The sequence below is a fragment of the Flavobacterium piscinae genome (assembly GCF_004122145.1).
Classification (GTDB): domain Bacteria; phylum Bacteroidota; class Bacteroidia; order Flavobacteriales; family Flavobacteriaceae; genus Flavobacterium; species Flavobacterium piscinae.
The window spans coordinates 103,428-122,608 of the sequence record NZ_SBKQ01000013.1 but is presented as its reverse complement, the minus strand read 5'-3'; the positions used below and the strand labels follow the sequence as shown (position 1 = coordinate 122,608).

Annotated in this window: 17 protein-coding genes and 1 tRNA gene; 2 read left to right on the top strand and 16 right to left on the bottom strand. The window is 34.9% G+C overall.

Annotation, left to right across the window (positions count from 1 at the left end):
• Positions 1-196: 196 nt before the first annotated feature.
• Positions 197-598, top strand: coding sequence for a hypothetical protein (locus EQG68_RS12740; protein WP_129465267.1), 402 nt, complete (start codon positions 197-199; stop codon positions 596-598).
• 251 nt (positions 599-849) lie between these two features.
• Here the strand turns inward: EQG68_RS12740 and EQG68_RS12735 are convergent, their stop codons facing one another.
• The 16 genes from EQG68_RS12735 to mraZ all read right to left on the bottom strand — a co-directional run bounded on the left by EQG68_RS12735 (position 850) and on the right by mraZ (position 18,015).
• Positions 850-1,455, bottom strand: coding sequence for a hypothetical protein (locus EQG68_RS12735; RefSeq protein WP_129465266.1), 606 nt, complete (start codon positions 1,453-1,455; stop codon positions 850-852).
• A 245-nt stretch (positions 1,456-1,700) separates the two neighbouring features.
• Positions 1,701-1,774, bottom strand: a tRNA-Arg gene (locus EQG68_RS12730).
• A gap of 38 nt (positions 1,775-1,812) precedes the next feature.
• The gene (locus tag EQG68_RS12725) at positions 1,813-2,262 is read right to left on the bottom strand and encodes a GatB/YqeY domain-containing protein (protein WP_129465265.1); all 450 of its coding nucleotides are present in this window, start codon (positions 2,260-2,262) and stop codon (positions 1,813-1,815) included.
• Between the two features lie 121 nt (positions 2,263-2,383).
• Positions 2,384-4,321, bottom strand: a complete 1,938-nt coding sequence (gene ftsZ / locus EQG68_RS12720; protein ID WP_129465264.1) for a cell division protein FtsZ — start codon at positions 4,319-4,321, stop codon at positions 2,384-2,386.
• Between the two features lie 53 nt (positions 4,322-4,374).
• Positions 4,375-5,736 (bottom strand): cell division protein FtsA, encoded by a 1,362-nt coding sequence (gene ftsA / locus EQG68_RS12715; RefSeq protein ID WP_129465263.1) that lies wholly within the window; start codon positions 5,734-5,736, stop codon positions 4,375-4,377.
• A gap of 6 nt (positions 5,737-5,742) precedes the next feature.
• Positions 5,743-6,468 carry a cell division protein FtsQ/DivIB gene (locus EQG68_RS12710; RefSeq protein WP_129465262.1) on the bottom strand — a complete coding sequence of 242 codons (726 nt, stop codon included), beginning with the start codon at positions 6,466-6,468 and terminating at the stop codon, positions 5,743-5,745.
• Positions 6,452-7,804: a UDP-N-acetylmuramate--L-alanine ligase gene (gene murC, locus EQG68_RS12705; RefSeq protein WP_129465261.1), complete on the bottom strand. Its 1,353-nt coding sequence runs from the start codon at positions 7,802-7,804 to the stop codon at positions 6,452-6,454. Before murC ends, EQG68_RS12710 begins: the two co-directional genes overlap by 17 nt.
• Positions 7,805-7,843: 39 nt before the next feature.
• Positions 7,844-8,938 carry an undecaprenyldiphospho-muramoylpentapeptide beta-N-acetylglucosaminyltransferase gene (murG, locus tag EQG68_RS12700; RefSeq protein WP_129465260.1) on the bottom strand — a complete coding sequence of 365 codons (1,095 nt, stop codon included), beginning with the start codon at positions 8,936-8,938 and terminating at the stop codon, positions 7,844-7,846.
• Position 8,939: 1 nt separating this feature from the next.
• Complete coding sequence (locus EQG68_RS12695) at positions 8,940-10,253, bottom strand: FtsW/RodA/SpoVE family cell cycle protein (RefSeq protein WP_129465259.1); 1,314 nt, start codon at positions 10,251-10,253, stop codon at positions 8,940-8,942.
• Between the two features lie 42 nt (positions 10,254-10,295).
• Positions 10,296-11,627 carry a UDP-N-acetylmuramoyl-L-alanine--D-glutamate ligase gene (murD, locus tag EQG68_RS12690; protein WP_129465258.1) on the bottom strand — a complete coding sequence of 444 codons (1,332 nt, stop codon included), beginning with the start codon at positions 11,625-11,627 and terminating at the stop codon, positions 10,296-10,298.
• Position 11,628: 1 nt separating this feature from the next.
• Positions 11,629-12,858: a phospho-N-acetylmuramoyl-pentapeptide-transferase gene (gene mraY, locus EQG68_RS12685; protein ID WP_129465257.1), complete on the bottom strand. Its 1,230-nt coding sequence runs from the start codon at positions 12,856-12,858 to the stop codon at positions 11,629-11,631.
• 7 nt (positions 12,859-12,865) lie between these two features.
• Positions 12,866-14,329 (bottom strand): UDP-N-acetylmuramoyl-L-alanyl-D-glutamate--2,6-diaminopimelate ligase, encoded by a 1,464-nt coding sequence (locus tag EQG68_RS12680; protein ID WP_164975456.1) that lies wholly within the window; start codon positions 14,327-14,329, stop codon positions 12,866-12,868.
• On the bottom strand, positions 14,326-16,320 hold the full coding sequence (locus EQG68_RS12675) for a penicillin-binding protein (RefSeq protein ID WP_129465256.1): 1,995 nt from the start codon (positions 16,318-16,320) through the stop codon (positions 14,326-14,328). The genes EQG68_RS12680 and EQG68_RS12675 overlap by 4 nt, the downstream gene beginning before the upstream one ends.
• Entirely contained in the window at positions 16,311-16,658 is a 348-nt protein-coding gene (locus tag EQG68_RS12670) for an FtsL-like putative cell division protein (RefSeq protein ID WP_129465255.1), read from the bottom strand. The genes EQG68_RS12675 and EQG68_RS12670 overlap by 10 nt, the downstream gene beginning before the upstream one ends.
• On the bottom strand, positions 16,659-17,567 hold the full coding sequence (rsmH, locus tag EQG68_RS12665; protein WP_187347466.1) for a 16S rRNA (cytosine(1402)-N(4))-methyltransferase RsmH: 909 nt from the start codon (positions 17,565-17,567) through the stop codon (positions 16,659-16,661). It lies immediately after the preceding gene.
• Positions 17,542-18,015 carry a division/cell wall cluster transcriptional repressor MraZ gene (mraZ, locus tag EQG68_RS12660; RefSeq protein ID WP_129465254.1) on the bottom strand — a complete coding sequence of 158 codons (474 nt, stop codon included), beginning with the start codon at positions 18,013-18,015 and terminating at the stop codon, positions 17,542-17,544. Before mraZ ends, rsmH begins: the two co-directional genes overlap by 26 nt.
• 397 nt (positions 18,016-18,412) lie before the next feature.
• Here mraZ and EQG68_RS12655 point away from each other — a divergent pair, with 397 nt between their 5' ends.
• Positions 18,413-19,177: an alpha/beta fold hydrolase gene (locus tag EQG68_RS12655; RefSeq protein WP_129465253.1), complete on the top strand. Its 765-nt coding sequence runs from the start codon at positions 18,413-18,415 to the stop codon at positions 19,175-19,177.
• The last annotated feature ends 4 nt before the right edge of the window (positions 19,178-19,181 follow it).

Here is a 19,181-nt window from a genome sequence, read left to right as displayed (position 1 = left end):
AAAGGAGAGTAGTAATATACTTCTTCCCTTCACAAGACTTTTGTTTTTTTTCTTTCTAAGCTTTTGAATTATTTATAAAAAATGACGAAATATTTAACAATTTTAATTTGGTAAAACCATAGTTATCTGGGGAATTCCGTTTCAGGAAATAAATTAACAATTAATCAAATATCAACTATTATATACAATATAGAAAATGGCAATATTAATAAAGGTATTCAAAAATAATTTATTTGTTATATTTTTTCTCATTTCGAGTATTCTAACTTGCAAAAATTTTGGATTCGTTTTGTCTTCGGTGTATGATAATGAAGAGATTTTTTTAAGAATAAATGATTCAATTATCTTAAATAATGTAAAAATTAATACAGATAGAGCTTTAGGAATAGACGTTAAAAATCAATTTTCTTTTGATGCAAGTTCTGTTGAGCTTAAAATTGAGACAAAAGGAACTATTGAAGTGATTGATAAACAGTTTACTCGAGTTTTAAAAAAAGATACATTATTGTATATTAAAAACGGAAAATATATTTGGATTGAAGTAATAGATAACGAAATAAATATAAAACAAAGAAAAAGGAAGTTTGTATTAGAGTAAGTTCAAACATACACGCGGTAACGTTCCATAATTAATAATGCTCCAAAATTAACAAATTAACCATTTGTAAATCAAAAAAAACCAAAAGACGAATAGTAAAGTTCGTCTTTTTTACATTTGAAAATGCCTTAAATCGAATGATATATAAAAATCACCACGTACCAAAGGGAATAAAGTAACTCTTCATCCAGACATAAAAAAAAGCCGTTGAAAACTAAATTCCAACTGCTTTTTATCTTCAAAGAAGTAACTTATATCTTTTTAAGAATCATTTTGGCAACTGATTTCCCGGTTTTAGCAAAGCCTTCACCAATACGGCTTTCGTTGCTAAAATTGCTTCCCCATTGGTCACCGGGAGCTTCTTTGCTGGACAATTCAAGCAAAACATTTGACTTGTTATTGGTTTCCACAAGTTTTATCAAAGTAGTTACTTTAGCCGGTTTTTTCATCATGGCCACATCCCATCCAGGGTAAATCCAAACTGCTTCAACAATTAAAGTATACTTTGCAGAAGTCAATCCTTCTTGGAAAGTTAAATCTTTTTTGTCTTTAGAAAGCACAACGTTGATTAATTCTAAAAATTTTGGTTTCCAAATCAATTCTTTACTTGATTCCCATTTCTTTTTCCATACATCGCCAACTCCTTTGTTTTTTTCGTTTAATTCTTTCGCACGTTCTTCTACATATTGTGCCTCTGTTTTTTCTTCCTTCATTAATGTTAATTTGGAAAAGTCGAATTCAACATTAACTTCAGTTTGTCCTTTCAAAGCTCCGAAATCGCCTTTAAGAACTTTCATATCTTGTGCATTTAGCATAGTAGAAACAAAGATTGCTGCTACAATAATAATTTTTTTCATTTTGTTTATTGTTTTAATTTTGATTAGTGTAGTAAAAATATACAATTTAATGGTTTATCAATAATTATCTTGAAAAAATTATTGATAAAAAAACGTTATTCGATATACTTTGGAATATGCTTTCTTATTATTCTCCACAGAATTGCTTACTGCCATCCCTCAAAGCTCCGCTTTGAAAAACCAATAGGGTAAATAAAATTCTCAAGCAAGCTTGGAAATTTTATTTACCCTATTGGTTTTATTCGTGACCGCGAAGGGATTCGAACCCCCAACCCTCAGAGCCGAAATCTGATATTCTATCCAGTTGAACTACGCAGCCATTTGTATTTTCGAAGTGCGAATCTACAATAATTTATATTATGCTAAAAGCTTTTTTACTATTGTTGAAATTGTTTTTCCGTCTGCACTTCCAGCTAGTTTTTTAGAAGCTATTCCCATCAATTGACCCATTGCTGCCAAACCTGAAAATCCGTTATCCGCAATGATTTGAGCAACAATTGCTTCCACTTCTGCTTCACTTAATTGTTTTGGTAAAAACTTTTCGATAACTGCTGCTTGTTGCACTTCCGGCTCGGCTAAATCCGGTCTGCCTTGCTCTACATAAATAGCCGCACTGTCTTTGCGTTGTTTGACAAGTCGTTGCAACAACTTAATTTCATCTTCTTGAGCTAATTCCTCTTTTGATCCGCCTTCTGTTAAAGCTAACAATATAGCCGATTTTACAGCTCGTAATGCTTCTAATGCCAATGTGTCTTTGGCAAGCATTGCATTTTTAATTTCTTCATTAATTTGGCTTTGCAGACTCATGCTTTCTATTTTTTTAAAAAGATTACTTTTAAAACTCGCTCCAAACGGAGTGCAAAGATAAAAAAAATAACCCGAAAACCATATGCTGATTTTCGGGTTAAAAAGGATTTGTTTGAGTTAGTTAATCCACATTATCGTGAAGAAAAGAATTGTTTGATCGCAATTGAGCATCATTATTACTATCCGTTCCCAGTGAAGTCTTAGATTGATTATTAACTGGTGTATTTGATGGTAAATCTACACCCATTCTTTTATAAGCCGGTACTTTTTCCATCTCATCCAAACGAGATGAATTATTGTGAAACTTGTAATTGAATTCTTTTAGTTTTTTTCTACGTTCATCGGCACGCATTTTCAACGTTTCCTCGATGGTTAATTCTGTTACTGGATTAATTTCGTCAAATGAAGGAGTAAATGAAGAAGGTGTGTCAACTTTTTTCATCGTAATATTCATTTCTTCATTAATTGGCTCTTCTACCACATTCACAATTGGTTTGGAATTCAACAACTCGGATTCCACTTCCATATATTCTTCCAAAGAGTAACGCACTACGCCTGTTTCATTTACTTCGGTCATTGGAATAACCTGCTTTGGTTCATTCACAATTATTTCATTAGTCGCAATTGGGTCAAGTTCAAAAAGAACTGTTTTTTCTGCTTCAGCTTCTTCCGTTGTTTTATCAATTGACAAATCAAAAGACAAGGTTACTTGGTCTTTTTCAACAATCACAAATTCAGGATCTTTTACGATAATTTCGCGGACTTCCGGTGTTGTAACAAACAATTGATTTTCTGAAAAGGGTGAAACAATTTCATACGTTACCTCAATATCCTTGATAAAATCGGTTGTTGGAATTAACTCTGAAACCATTTTAGGTTCAATAACTTCTAGTTCTTCAATCAATTCAAAAACAATTTTGTCTTCTATTACAGCTTTTGGTGTTTCATTTTCAAAAGAAACATCTGCTGCTACCGGAACAACTGTTTTTTGACTCAAGTCGATCGTATTGGTTTGATTCTCTTCTAACGAATGAATTATTTTTTTAGGCTCAGCATTTACGATCTCTTTTTGCTGTTCCACATTAAAACCCGTAGCAATAATGGTTACGGCGATGGAATCTCCTAATAATTCATCTTCACCAACTCCCATAATGATATTGGCATTATAACCTGCCTCCGCTTGAATATGGTCGTTAATTTCACCGATTTCATCAATTGTAATTTCAGTTGAACCAGAAACGATAAGCAACAATACGTTTTTGGCTCCTGTAATTTTATTGTCATTTAATAACGGTGAATCCAATGCTGAAACAATAGCATCTTTGGCTCTGTTTTCGCCTTCAGCAATAGCAGAACCCATGATGGCAGTTCCACTGTTGGATAAAACAGTTTTTGCATCTTTTAAATCGATGTTTTGCGTGTAGTGGTGCGTAATTACTTCGGCGATACCTCGTGATGCAGTAGCTAATACTTCATCAGCTTTAGAAAATCCTGCTTTGAAACCAAGATTACCATATACTTCTCTTAATTTATTATTATTGATAACGATAAGTGAATCAACCTGTTTACGCAGACGTTCTACACCGGACATCGCTTGTTCGGAGCGAACTTTTCCTTCAAATTGAAAAGGAATGGTAACAATTCCTACCGTTAAAATATCTTTTTCTTTGGCCATTTGAGCAATTACAGGAGCAGCACCAGTACCGGTTCCACCACCCATTCCTGCGGTGATGAAAATCATTTTGGTGTTACTATCTAATAATTTATCAATGTCTTCCATGCTTTCTAAAGCAGACTGCTGACCTACTTCCGGATTTGCACCGGCACCTAATCCTTCGGTTAGATTTACGCCCAACTGAATTTTATTAGGAACGGGACTGTTTTGAAGTGCTTGTGAGTCCGTATTACAAACTACAAAATCTACTCCTTTAATCCCCTGTTTAAACATGTGGTTGATGGCGTTACTTCCGCCACCGCCAACACCAATTACTTTAATTACATTTGATTGATTTTTAGGTAAATCAAATGAAATGCTTCCAAAATCTGAGTTGCTTATCATACTACTTGGTTTTTCTAATTCATTCTAAATTTCTCAATCATACAGAACTAGGTCTATTCTGCATTATCTAAAAATTCTTTAATCTTTTCTACATATTTATCAAAGAAAGAACGTTTGATTTTATTCTCGGTACTTTCATTTTTTGGGGCTGCTGCTTTTGGGGCTTCGGCAACAGGCTCATTTTTAGGCTCTTCAACAACTACTTCTTTTGGAAGCGATTGTTCCATTTCTGACATCAAAATAGCACTTTTGGTGTTATTATTAATGCTATTCATCATTAATCCGACTGCAGTAGCATATAACGGACTTGACATTTCTTCGTCAGAGTTTCCGGCTAAATGTTCATTCGGATAACCGATCCGAGTGTCCATTCCGGTGATGTATTCTACTAATTGTTTGATGTGTTTTAATTGCGAACCACCACCTGTTAAAACAATTCCGGCAATTAGTTTCTTTTTAGGGTCATCACATCCGTAGGATTTAATTTCATCAAAAACCTGCTCAATAATTTCAACTACGCGAGCATTAATTATTTTTGAAAGGTTTTTTAATGAAATTTCTTTTGGCTCACGCCCTCTTAACCCGGGAATAGAAACAATTTCGTTGTCTTTGTTTTCTCCCGGCCAAGCTGATCCGAATTTAACTTTTAATAATTCAGCTTGTTTTTCGATAATTGAGCAACCTTCTTTGATATCATCCGTAATCACATTTCCACCGAAAGGAATTACAGCTGTGTGACGAATGATTCCATCTTTAAAAATAGCTAAATCAGTAGTTCCACCTCCAATATCAATCAACGCAACACCTGCTTCTTTTTCCTCTTGACTTAAAACTGCATCAGACGACGCTAAGGGTTCTAAAGTTAATCCTGACAATTCGATTCCAGCACTTTGGATGCAACGACCTACGTTTCGGATAGAAGCGGCATGACCTACTACAACATGAAAACTACTTTCTAATCGACCGCCATACATCCCGATAGGTTCTTTGATTTCAGCTTGTCCGTCAATTTTGAACTCTTGTGGCAACACATGAATAATTTCTTCCCCCGGCAGCATAGCCAATTTATGAACTTGACCAATCAATTGCTCGATGTCTTTATCGCAAATTACTTCCTCCGGATTACTACGGCTGATGTAGTCACTGTGCTGAATACTGCGAATATGTTGACCCGCAATTCCCACCACAACGTCTTTAATCATGTAGCCCGAATTTTCTTCTGCCTCTGCAATCGCTGTTTGGATTGATTGGATAGTTTGCGTAATATTGTTAACCACTCCTCTGTGAACACCCAAACTTTTGGATTTTCCCACACCTAAGATTTCGAGTTTGCCATACTCGTTTTTACGACCAATCATGGCCACAATTTTTGTGGTACCAATGTCTAAACCTACTGCGATGTTTTCGTTTTTCATGTGCTTCTATTTTGTGCAAACTACCTGTTGCGTGAACTTCAGATTAATTAATTGGTAACCATATATGGAACTGTCTTGAACAGCTTTTTGAAAAAAGGCTTTATAATTCCTAAATTTCTTATCCATGTTAATGGTTTTTCCAAAATCGATATCGTAATTAAAATTTCTATTCTTCATTTTCAAGCTACCGGATGGCAAAACTTGAATGCCAATGATATTTTTTTTCAAAAACTCATCATCGTGAATCATTCGAAATAATTTGTTTAAATCTTCTCTATTTTTGTCGTTTATCCCCCCTGATACAAGCGGAACACGTGCAGTATGAATAGTTGACAATGGCATTTTAGTTCCTTTATAATCAATATAATACGAACCATTACCTTCAAATATTCTGGCAACCGGTGTCTTCTGCTTGACAACTGCTTTTAAATGACCATCTACACTCACGAACACTTCTGCTTTTTCTACCATGTCGTGCTGGTTGATGGTATTTTCCAAATTATTCAAATCTAAAGTAACTTTCCGTATACTGGAAGCATCTTTTTTATTTTCTATTAACAATTTATTAACCGTTTCATGTGTTATAAAAAGTTGCTCCCCATCTTGAAATTCAACAGTGGCCTTTTGCAATTTTCTATTCTCATTTCTTTTGGATGTAAATGAATACAGAAAGACCAAAAGCATGAGCATCAGCACTAAACGCAGATTTGTCCAATTAAAATACTTTTTCATTTAATCGCTCTTTTATCGGTTTAACTAATTCGCCAATATCACCTGCTCCGATGGTTACAATTACCGTTGCATCAGAGGCGGAAATTGTCTCTATCAAATTATTCTTTGTTACTAATTTTTTAGTAGGGTTATCAATTTTAGACAATAGCCATTGGGAGGTAATTCCCTCAATTGGAAGTTCTCTGGCAGGATAAATATCCAATAAAATGACTTCGTCAAATTGCGAAAGACTTCTGGCAAAATCATCGGCAAAATCTTTCGTTCTACTGAACAAATGCGGTTGAAAAACAGCCAACACTTTTTGTTTGGGATACAATTCTCTTACGGCTTGGTGAACCGCATTTATTTCAGTAGGATGATGTGCATAATCATCAATAAAAACCAATTTTTCTGTTTTAATTTGATAGGAAAAACGTCTTTTAATACCGTTGAATGTACTCAAAGCTCTGGCAATACCGTCGGTTGGGGATCCATATGTTTTGGCCATTGCCAAAGCCATGAGAGCATTCATTAAATTGTGTCTTCCCGGCAAATTGAAATGTATATTTTTAATTGTTTCCGATGGGGTTTTCACATCAAAAACATACGCACTATTTTCTATTCTAATATTAATGGCGGTAAAATCTGCTTCTTCATTAATGGCAATTTTCATTCCATCTAGTGGTAAACTTTTGGGTGTGAAAAGCATTTTTTTATCTTCTACTTTGTCAGCAAATTCAACAAAAGTTGCCTCTATAGCATCCGAATTTCCATAAATATCCAAATGATCGGCATCCATTGAGGTAACGCATGCCATGTTAGGATAAAGATGCAAGAACGAGCGGTCAAATTCATCGGCTTCTACCACAGTAACCGTTTTTCCGTTTCCGATAAGGTTGGAATTATAATTTTCTACAATTCCGCCCAAGAAAGCAGTGACATCCACACCACACTCATACAAAATATGACCAAGAATTGAGGAAGTAGTTGTTTTTCCGTGTGTTCCGGCAACAGCAAAGCAATAAGTGTCTTTGGTAATTATTCCTAAGACTTCTGCTCTTTTTTTGATAACATATTTTTTTTCTTTAAAGTAATTCCATTCGCTATGCGAAGTTGGAATAGCCGGGGTGATAATAACTAATGTATTCTCATTATTGAAATGAGATGGAATTTTATCTATACTATCATCAAAATGAATCTGCATTCCAATCGCTTCCAATTCTTTGGTCAGTTCAGTTTCGGTTTTGTCGTAACCGGCAATTTCTTTTCCTAAAAAGTTGAAATAACGGGCTAGAGCACTCATTCCGATTCCTCCGATTCCGATGAAATAAACGTTATGGATTTGATTTAGATTCATATTTTTTTGCCACAAAGGCTAAAAGACACAAAGTCTTCTTTACTTTTTCATTAGTTTACTAATCTCTTTAACGATATCTTGTGTTGCGTTTGGTTTTGCTAATTTTCTTATTTGATTCCCTAGTTCGGTTTGCTGTTTTTCATCTTCGATTAAATGAGAAAAAACAGATTGAAATTTTTCGTCCAACTCACTTTCTTTTAATAATATTGCTCCTTTTTTATCTACAATTGCTTTTGCATTTTTGGTTTGATGATCTTCCGCCACATTGGGGGAAGGAATAAAAATGACCGGTTTACCCACCAAACAAAGCTCTGATACAGACGATGCACCTGCTCGTGAAATGATAATATCGGCTGCGGCATAAACCAAATCCATTCTGTCGATGAATGAAACAACTTTTACGTTGGACTTTTCATTAAAATGACTGTATTCATCAAAATAAAGTTTACCACATTGCCAAATCACTTGAATATTCTGACTGGTAATAAAATCTAACTCTTTAGCAATAAGTTGATTGATTCTTCTTGAACCTAAACTTCCTCCCAAAACCAACAAGGTCTTTTTTGTTGCATCTAAAGCAAAGTAAGTCAACGCATCCAATCGTTTAGTATCAATAGAAATCAAATCTTCACGTACCGGATTTCCGGTTAATTTTATTTTATTCTTTGGAAAAAAACGTTCTAAATTATCATAGGCCACACAAATCACAGAAGCCCTTTTACTTAAAATTTTATTGGTAATTCCCGGATAAGAATTCTGCTCTTGCACCACAATTGGAATATTCATTACAGCTGCTGCACGCAATAAAGGTCCTGAGGCAAAACCTCCGGTACCGATAACTACATTCGGTTTGAATGATTTTACAATTCGTCTTGATTTTATTAAACTATCAATCACTTTAATAGGAAACATTAAATTTTGCAAGGTTAATTTTCGTTGTAAACCTGCAATCCACAATCCTTTTATTGGATAGCCGGCTTGTGGTACTTTTTGCATTTCCATTTTATCTTTTGCCCCTACAAACAAAATTTCGCAATCGGGAAATTGAGCCTTTAATTCATTGGCAATAGCAATCGCCGGGTAGATATGTCCACCGGTTCCTCCACCACTAAGTATGAATTTAAAAGTACTCATATTAACTTTTGTTTAAAACTGCATTCATAGGGTTATCTTCGATTGAATACTCCGGATTTTCTTTATTATTCTCTTCTTTTTGAAGAGCCTCTTCATCTTCTTTTAATTGTTTATCAATCATCTTTTGAAGAGCAGCATCACGCACGGCTTTTTCTTTATTTTCGGCTGCTATTTCCTCCTCTTTTTTGGTTACATTGATGATGATTCCTAAGGCCAAACAAGTCACCCAAATCGAACTCCCGCCGCTACTAATTAAAGGTAATGTTTGACCGGTTGTGGGCAATAATTCAACCGCAACCCCCATGTTTATCATCGCTTGAAATACGATAGGAAAGCCGAGACCGACGACGACTAATTTTCCGAATAGCGTATTGGCTTTGTGAGCGGCTATTACAATTCTGAAAAAAAGTAAAAGATATATGGCTAATATGGCTAAACCACCCGCTAAACCGAATTCTTCCACAATAATGGCATAAATAAAATCGGAAGAAGATTGGGGTAAAAAGTTTTTTTGAACGCTTTTTCCAGGCCCCAATCCATATACTCCACCGGTTGCGATGGCTGTTTTGGCTCTTTCTATTTGATAAACTTCGTCGGAATCTTTGACTTCATCGTTAAAAAAACGTTCAATACGTGCTTCCCAGGTATTCACGCGAGAGGTTAATGGATTTGGAAATGCTTTAGCAATCAAAATAAAGAAGGCAAACGATACGATTCCAATTCCCAACACGGCCCCAATATATTTCAGTGGATACTTGCCGACAAAAACCAACATTAAAACCATTGAAAAAATTAATGCGGCTGTTGAAAAGTTAGCCGGCAAAATGAACATCAATGTAATTCCAACAGGAAGCCACAAATCAATGAATGATGATTTGAATGAGAGTGGTTCTTCTCTGGTTTTTGATAAATAACGAGCTACAAAAATCATCAACACAATAAACGCTAAAGTAGACGGTTGAAACGAAATTCCAACAAAAGGCACTTGAATCCATCGACTTGCATTTGCACCGGCAATCACGGTTCCTTTAAATAGCGTATAACCAAGCAATAGCCAAATAAAGGGCAATAAAATTCTCGAAATGCTTCTAAAATAATGGTATGGTATTTTGTGAATTCGGTATATGATGAAAAATCCGAGTGCTACGTGTACAAGGTGTTTTATTAAATAACTTACGGTATTTCCTGTGCCTTTTCCGGCATAAGCCAAATTGCTACTAGCACTAAAAACAGGCATAAAGGAAAACAGAGCCAATAGGGCTATTAATGCCCATATGACTTTATCTCCTCTTAAACTTTTTATTAGTGCTAGCATATTTAAAATGTCAATTTCAATGTCAAAAATCAAATTCAATTCTTATAAATTACGAACGGCTTGTTTGAATTGTCTTCCTCTGTCTTCATAATTTTCAAACAAATCGAAACTCGCACAAGCCGGTGATAATAAAACCGTATCACCTTTTTCGGTTAAATGTTGAGCTGTTCGAACGGCATCGCTCATAGTCGTGACTTCCACCATGACATCGACCACATTTCCAAAAGCATCAATAATTTTCTTATTGTCAACACCTAAACAAATAATGGCTTTTACTTTTTCACGAACCAACGACATTAATTCAGAATAATCATTTCCTTTATCAACTCCTCCAACAATCCAAACGGTTGGTGTAGACATACTGTCTAAAGCAAAAAAGGTTGCATTTACATTGGTTGCTTTACTATCATTGATGTATTGCACATTTTGAATTTTCAACACACGTTCCAAACGATGTTCTACCCCTTGAAAATTGGACAAACTTTCTCTGATCGTTTGCTTTCTGATTCGCATCAATTGAGCTACCGAAGTGGCTGCCATCGCATTTTTCATGTTGTGTTTGCCTTCCAATGCCATTGTTTTGGTTTCCATTGTAAATTCTTCTTCGTTGATATACATTTCCATAGTGTCGTTGTTTATAAATCCTCCCATTTGGTGCTTTTGTTTCAGCGAAAATGGAATTAATTGTGCTTTTGTTTTGTTATTTTTCAACCAATTTGTTGTTGTTTCATCGTCTGCATCATATATGAAATAATCATCTTCCGTTTGATTCATTGTAATTCTAAATTTTGAGGCGATATAGTTTTCATATTTATATTCATATCTGTCTAAATGATCCGGACTAATGTTAGTAAGAATTGCAATATGCGGTTTATAATTAATAATTCCGTCTAACTGAAAACTGCTTAATTCCAGCACATACACATCAAAATCTTCATCAGCCACTTGCCAAGCAAAGCTCTTTCCTATATTTCCAGCCAATCCCACATTTAAACCCCCTGATTTTAGCAAATGGTACGTTAGCATTGTGGTAGTCGTTTTACCATTACTCCCCGTAATTCCGATGGTTATTGCTTCGGTGAATTGAGCGGCAAATTCAATCTCTGAAATAACGGGAATTTGCTTATCTTTCAATTTCTTGACAATTGCCACTTTATCTGGAATTCCGGGGCTTTTCATTACTACATCGGCATTCAAAATCAATTCTTCGGTGTGCTTTTCGTCTTCCCAATCTATTTCATTAATCAACAGAACTTCTTTGTAATTTTCTTTTATTTTACCAAAATCGGATAGAAAAACATCGTATCCTTTTTTCTTCCCTAAAATGGCGGTTCCTACTCCACTTTCTCCTCCGCCAAGTACTACCAATCGCATCTTATCTTAGTTTTAAGGTTACGATGGATAAAATAGCCAACAAAATTCCAACAATCCAGAATCTGGTTACAATCTTACTTTCATGGTATCCTTTTTTCTGGTAGTGATGATGCAGGGGCGACATGAGAAAAATTCGTCTTCCTTCACCAAATTTCTTTTTGGTATATTTAAAATAACTGACTTGTAACACGACTGATAAATTTTCGGCTAAGAAGATACCACAGATAACCGGAATTAGTAATTCTTTTCGAATGGCGATAGCGATTACGGCAATTATTCCACCAATGGTTAAACTTCCTGTATCACCCATAAATACGGCTGCCGGATAACTGTTGTACCATAAAAATCCGATGAGTGCTCCCACAAAAGCGGAAATAAACACCGTCATTTCACCCGAATTCGGGATGTACATGATATTGAGGTAATTGGAAAAAATGATATTACCCGAAACGAAAGTAAAAATCCCTAAAGTAAGCACTGATATAGCGGAAGTTCCGGCGGCGAGACCATCTATTCCATCGGTTAAATTGGCTCCGTTGGACACGGCTGTGATGATAAAAATTACAATTGGAATAAAAATCAACCATGCCCAAGATTCGTAACCTTCACCTAAAAACGACAACAAATCGGCGTAATCAAATTCATTGTTTTTAAAGAATGGGATGGTTGTTGCTGTTGATTTTTCTTCTAATGGAACAGAAGAAATCATTGTTTCGGTATTTTGTTGTAAAATGTTTGTCCGTTGTGTATCTTTTCGAACAGTAACACCCGGGTTAAAATATAATACAGAACCCACGATCAAACCTAATCCAACCTGACCAATAACTTTAAATTTTCCTTTTAAACCTTCTTTATCTTTTTTGAATATTTTGATATAATCGTCAATAAAACCGATGGTTCCCATCCAAAGTGTGGTAACAACTAATAAAATGATATAAATGTTATCTAATTTTGCCAACATAATAACCGGAATTAAAGTGGCCATAATGATGATTAAACCACCCATTGTAGGTGTTCCTGCTTTTTGTGTTTGACCTTCTAAACCTAGTTCACGAACCGTTTCGCCCACTTGTTGATTTCGTAGAAAATTGATGATTCTCTTTCCGAAAATAGTAGAAATTAATAATGACAACAGAACCGCCAAACCGGAACGAAATGTGATGTACTGAAAAACTCCTGTTCCGGGAACATCGAGTGATTTGTCTAAATATTCAAATAAATAATACAGCATATCGGTTCTATTGGTTACGTTCTTCTAATAGCTCTTTTACGGTTTCCATGTCGTCAAAATGATGACGGACGCCTTTAATTTCCTGATAGGTTTCATGACCTTTTCCGGCAATGAGGATGATATCGTTTGGTTTTGCAAGCTGACAAGCCACTTTAATTGCCTGCTTTCTATCTAAAATGGATAGCGTTTTACGTTGATTTTGTGGTTCAACACCTTTTTCCATATCCACTAAAATATCGGTTGGGTCTTCATCACGTGGGTTATCAGAGGTTAAAATCACTTTATTGCTCAAATTGGAAGCAATATTTGCCATAATTGGTCGCTTTGTTTTATCTCGGTTTCCTCCGCAACCTACCACTGTGATTAATTGCTCATTTTTGGTTCGTATGTCGTTGATCGTACCTAACACATTTTCCAATGCATCCGGTGTGTGTGCATAATCCACAATGGCAGTAATTTTATCATTTGAAACGATGAATTGAAAACGTCCTGAAACACTTTCTAATTCAGATAACAGCCGAAGAACTTCTAAGCTATCCAAGCCTAATTCCACAGCAGTTCCATAGATTGCTAATAAATTATAGGCATTAAATGTTCCGATTAATTTTACCCAAACTTCATTTCCGTTAATTTTTAATAATAATCCGCTTAACTGATTTTCTAAAATGGAAGCTTTGTAATCAGCATACGATTTTAGAGCGTAGGTTAATTTTTTTGCCCTTGTGTTTTGCAACATCAAAGTGCCGTTTTTATCGTCAATATTCGTTAGCACAAAAGCTGTTTTGGGCAAATGATCAAAAAAGGATTTTTTCACATCTCTGTATTCGGAAAAAGAACTATGATAGTCTAAATGATCATGGGAAAGATTAGTGAAAATTCCACCCGAAAAAATTAATCCTTCTGTTCTTTTTTGATGAATACCATGTGAGCTGACTTCCATAAAACAGAATTCAACGCCCACTTTATTCATCTCTGCCAAATAATAATTGATAGTTAATGAATCGGGAGTAGTATGAGTAGCAGGAAATTCTTCTTCATCAACCAAAATTTTTACTGTGGAAAGCAATCCGACTTTGTAACCTGCTTTTTTAAATAATTGATACAACAAGGAAGCAATAGTGGTTTTACCATTGGTTCCGGTGATTCCAACTAATTTTAAATTTTGAGACGGATTGTTATAATAATTTGATGCCAAAAAAGCCAAGGCCAAATTGGTATCTTTTACTTGAATATACGTTACACCATTGACAATTATTTCAGGAAAAGTATCACAAACAATTACAGCGGCACCTTGATTAAGAGCTTTTTCAATAAAATCGTGTCCGTTGGAAATGGTGCCGCGAATGGCCACAAAAACATCATTCAATTCTATTTTTCTAGAATCAAACTCTATTTTGCCAATAGCCACATCTGTTGACCCTTTTACCGCTTCAATGCTTACTTTATATAATATGTCTTTTAGCGTTATCACGATAATTCTAATATAATAGTGCTGTTTTTTAGTAATGGTTCACCGGGTTGAATGGATTGTTTTTTTACTTTTCCGATTCCAATGATTTTTACTTTTATTTTTAAATTTTCTAACAAGGCAATTGCATCCATGCCGGACATTCCTTTTACATTTGGAATTGTTTTTAAGTCTTTAGAAGAATTGGCATAATAGGTGTCATAATTTTTTTCTTGAATTGGAATATTTTTCTCCAAACTTTTCACTTCGTTAGTCGAAGGAACATCGGTAAATACTTTTTGAGCAATTCGTTTAAAAACCGGCCCCGAAACATCCGCACCGTAATATCCTTTTGATTTACTGGGTTTATGAACCACAACAATGCACGAATATTTAGGTTGATCTGCCGGAAAATAACCTACGAAAGAGGAAGCATAATACAAATTTGCCTTGTCGGAATAACCCATTTGAGCTGTTCCTGTTTTTCCTGCCATTGAAAAATCTTTGGAATACAGTTTTGAACCAGTACCTTTTTTGACTACCTTTTCTAAAACCGCTTTTATCTTATCCAATGTCTCTTGAGAAGCTATTTTTGGATTAATTACTTCTTTGTCAAACTTTTTGATGGTTTTATTCCATTCTTTAATTTCTTTAACGAAAAATGGTTTTACCATTTCACCGTTGTTAGCCACGGCATTATACAAAGTCAAGGTTTGCAAGGGAGTCATGGAAACGCCATAACCATAAGCCATCCATGGTAAAGTGGTTCCGTACCAATCTTTATCACCCGGTTGTGGAATTTTTGGTTTGCCTTCTCCTTTTATTTGTAGACCTAGCGGCTCATGTAATTTCAGTCGTTTGATATGATCCACATATTTTTGAGGATTACTTTTATAATTGTCAAATACCGCTTGAACTAAAACTGTATTTGATGATAATTCAAATCCTCTACCCAGAGAAATTTTACCATAACCTCCTTTTTTAGAGTCGCGTACTTTTCTGTTATAATAAGTGATTTCACCACCCTTTGTATCATAAATATCACTTGTGTCGGCCACCTTATCTTCAAAAAGAGCAATTAGATCTATTAATTTAAAGGTAGAACCGGGTTCGTGTGATTCAGCTACCGCATAATTTACCGTTTCATTGTAATTACCATCTTTATCTCTCCCTAAATTAGAAATGGCTTTCACTTCTCCGGTTTTAGTTTCCATAACCACTACACAACCGTGTTCAGCTTCATAGTATTCTAACTGCTTTAGCAAAGCATGGTGAGCAATATCTTGGATATATACATCAATAGTTGAAATAATATCATAACCGTCTTGGGGTTCAACTTCATTTTCGTCGCGAATGGGTTTCCACTGACCTTTTGCCATTTTTTGCATGAGTCGCTTTCCATCTTTACCATTCAAATAATCTCTGAATGCCCATTCGATTCCTTTTCCGTCCGGTGTTCCGTTTGGTCTGATTCGCTCATAACCAATAGTTCTTTCTGCCACCAATCCAATGGGATGCTCACGTACGGTTTTTTGCTCAGTGATGATTCCTCCTCGATAAGCTCCTTTATTAAACAGAGGAAAACTTTTGATTTTCATGTATTCGGTATAGCTTAAATTCCTAGCTACCAAATAATACCGATTTCTGGTTGATCTTGCCCGAAGGAATTCTGTTTTGTAAAATTGAGATGGTTTTCCTAACAGCTTAGACAAAGAATCACAAAGCGGTTGAAGGTTTTTATCGAAATCTTCTTTTTTAGGAGCCATCGCATCAAAACGAACTTTATAATTTGGAATAGAAGTAGCTAATAAACTTCCGTCTGAAGAATAGATATTTCCTTTGTTTGCCGGGATTACGAAATTTTTCACACTTCGTTCTTTGGCTAACTTTCTGTAATATTCACCCTCTACCCACTGAATATTGGTTAATTTAACAGTAATCCCAATAGCCATCAAAAAGATGACTACAGCGACCAAATAAATTCGGTAAGAGATATGTTTATCTGTTACTTCCATATTTTCTCTGTTAATGTTTTCTCTTTTGGTTTAACCACTTTTATTTTTGTCGGAGGCACGTTGGAAGGAAATATTCCTTTTTCTTCCATTTTTTTTGAAATGGTGCTTTCCATTTTTAGTTTCATTAATTCTGAACGACGATCTACAAATTCTGATCGCAGTTCTTTTACTTCTTTATTTAATTCAACTATCCTGAAAATTTTTTTTTCGTAATGATGAATATTAGCAATCATGATCATCGCTAAGGCAATGAGAAAAACGATAAATCGCCAATTTTTAACGGCATCCTGATTAACCAGAAATTTTGCTTTTAATATGTCGTATATACCGGCTTTCATTTACTTTTTTTCAGCGATTCTCAATTTGGCACTTCGTGCTCTATTGTTTGTTTTAATTTCAGAATTATCAGGAACAATCAACTTTCCTACTAATTTAAATGGGACTGAATAATTTCCGAAGAAATCGCGTTCCGGCTCTCCTTCAAACATGCCGTTTTTCATAAATCTTTTCACCAAACGATCTTCAAGAGAATGATACGAAATCACACTTAATCTGCCGCCGGGTTTTAAAATTTCTAATGATTGCTCTAAGAATTCTTTCAAAACCTCCATTTCTTGATTTACTTCAATTCGAATCGCTTGATAAATTTGAGCTAATATTTTATGGCTCTTGTGAGCCGGCAAAAATTTTGAAAGAACTTGTTTTAATTGTTCCGTATTTTTAATCGGAATGTCTTTTCTTGCATTTATTATGGTATTGGCAATTGCACCTGCATTGGATAATTCTCCAAATTCAGCAAACACTTTTTTGAGTGTAGCTTCATCATATTCGTTCACCACCATAAAAGCATTCAACTCGCCTTTTTGACTCATCCGCATATCTAACTCCGCATCAAATCGGGTTGAAAAACCTCTTTCTGCCACATCAAACTGATGTGAAGAAACTCCTAAATCAGCCAAAATTCCATCCACTTCTTTCACACCATAGAATCTTAAAAAGCGTTTGATGTTTCTAAAATTTTCATTTATCAATTTGAAACGTTCATCCAGCAAAGCATTCGCTAAGGCATCTTCATCTTGATCAAAAGCAAACAATTTTCCATCCTGACCTAGCTGACTCAAAATCTCTTTTGAATGTCCGCCTCCTCCAAAAGTCACATCTACATAAACTCCATCCGGCTTAATTGCTAAACCTTCCACGGATGTTTTTAACAAAACCGGATTATGATAGTCCATTGTCATCTTCATTAACATTTCCCATTACGTCTTCAGCCAAATCAGCAAAATCGATTGTCGCATCATCAATTGATTTTTCATACAAATCTTTATCCCAAATCTCCACAATATTAACCGCCGAAGAAAGCACAATATCTTTGGAAATAGAAGCAAAAACCACTAAATCTTTTGGCACCAACAAACGACCCAATGCGTCGATTTCGACCACTTTTACACCGGCAGTAAATCGTCTGATAAAATCGTTGTTCTTTTTTACAAAGCGATTAAGCTTGTTGACTTTATTCATCAACACATTCCATTCTGCCATGGGATATAATTCCAAACACGGCTGAAAAACCGATCTTTTCAAAACAAAACCATCTTGCAACGAAGAAGCCAACTGCTTTTTCAAAGGAGCAGGCAAAAGCAATCTTCCTTTGGCATCGACTTTACATTCATATGTTCCAACAATGGTATTCAATGAGTTACAATTTTGATGGTTTGAAAGCAAATATAAAAACATTTTACCACAATTTACCACAAAATACCACTTTGTTAATAAGTTTTACCACTTTACTATTCAAAACTATTCCAAGTTAATCAGCTGAATTATTGCACATTATTTAACAAAACATTTGTAATTGTAGCGTTTAAAAGAAAATATGCAACAGATTAACAAAGTCACTTCAGATTTTATATGATTTTTGGAATTTTAAATAAACTGAATCGGCGAAAAAAAAATGTTGATAATTAACCACTTATGAAACTTGAGTATTTTTTTTTGAAATCATCCTAATTTCATTTCAAATAAACAGTACAATTCTTCTTTTTTATGGATAATATCATATATTTGTGATGAATTGAAATAGCTCATTTTGATGAAAGAAAACTTTAAGAAAGAAGGAAAATATACTTATTTTGAAGCTGGGGAAGGAACTCCAATTATTGTTTTACACGGTCTGATGGGTGGATTAAGTAATTTTGGCGGAGTAGCTGATTTTTTTCCTAAAAACGGATACAAAGTCGTTATTCCCGAACTTCCTTTATACACACAAAATATTTTAAAAACCAACGTAAAAGCTTTTTCAAAATTTGTGAAAGATTTTATTGTCTTTAAAGGATTTGAAAGAGTTATTTTGTTAGGAAATTCTTTAGGCGGACATGTGGGTTTGTACCACACCAAAATGTATCCGGAGAAGGTAGCCGCCATGGTATTAACCGGAAGCTCAGGACTTTACGAAAGTGCGATGGGCGACAGTTATCCTAAAAGAGGTGATTATGAATACATTAAATTAAAAACCCAAAATGTTTTTTATAATCCCGAAATGGCTACTAAAGAATTGGTTGACGAAGTCTTTTCAATTGTTAATGACCGTATAAAAGTCATTAAAACTTTAACCATTGCCAAAAGTGCTATTCGTCACAATATGGCAAAAGATTTGCCAAAAATGCAAACCCCAACTTGTTTGATTTGGGGGAAAGACGACAAGGTTACACCACCGGAAGTAGCCGAAGAATTCCACAAATTGCTACCCAATTCCGATTTATACTGGATTGATAAATGTGGTCATGCTGCCATGATGGAACATCCGGATGAATTTAACCAAATCATGTTGGAATGGTTAGAAAAAAATAAACTATAAAGAG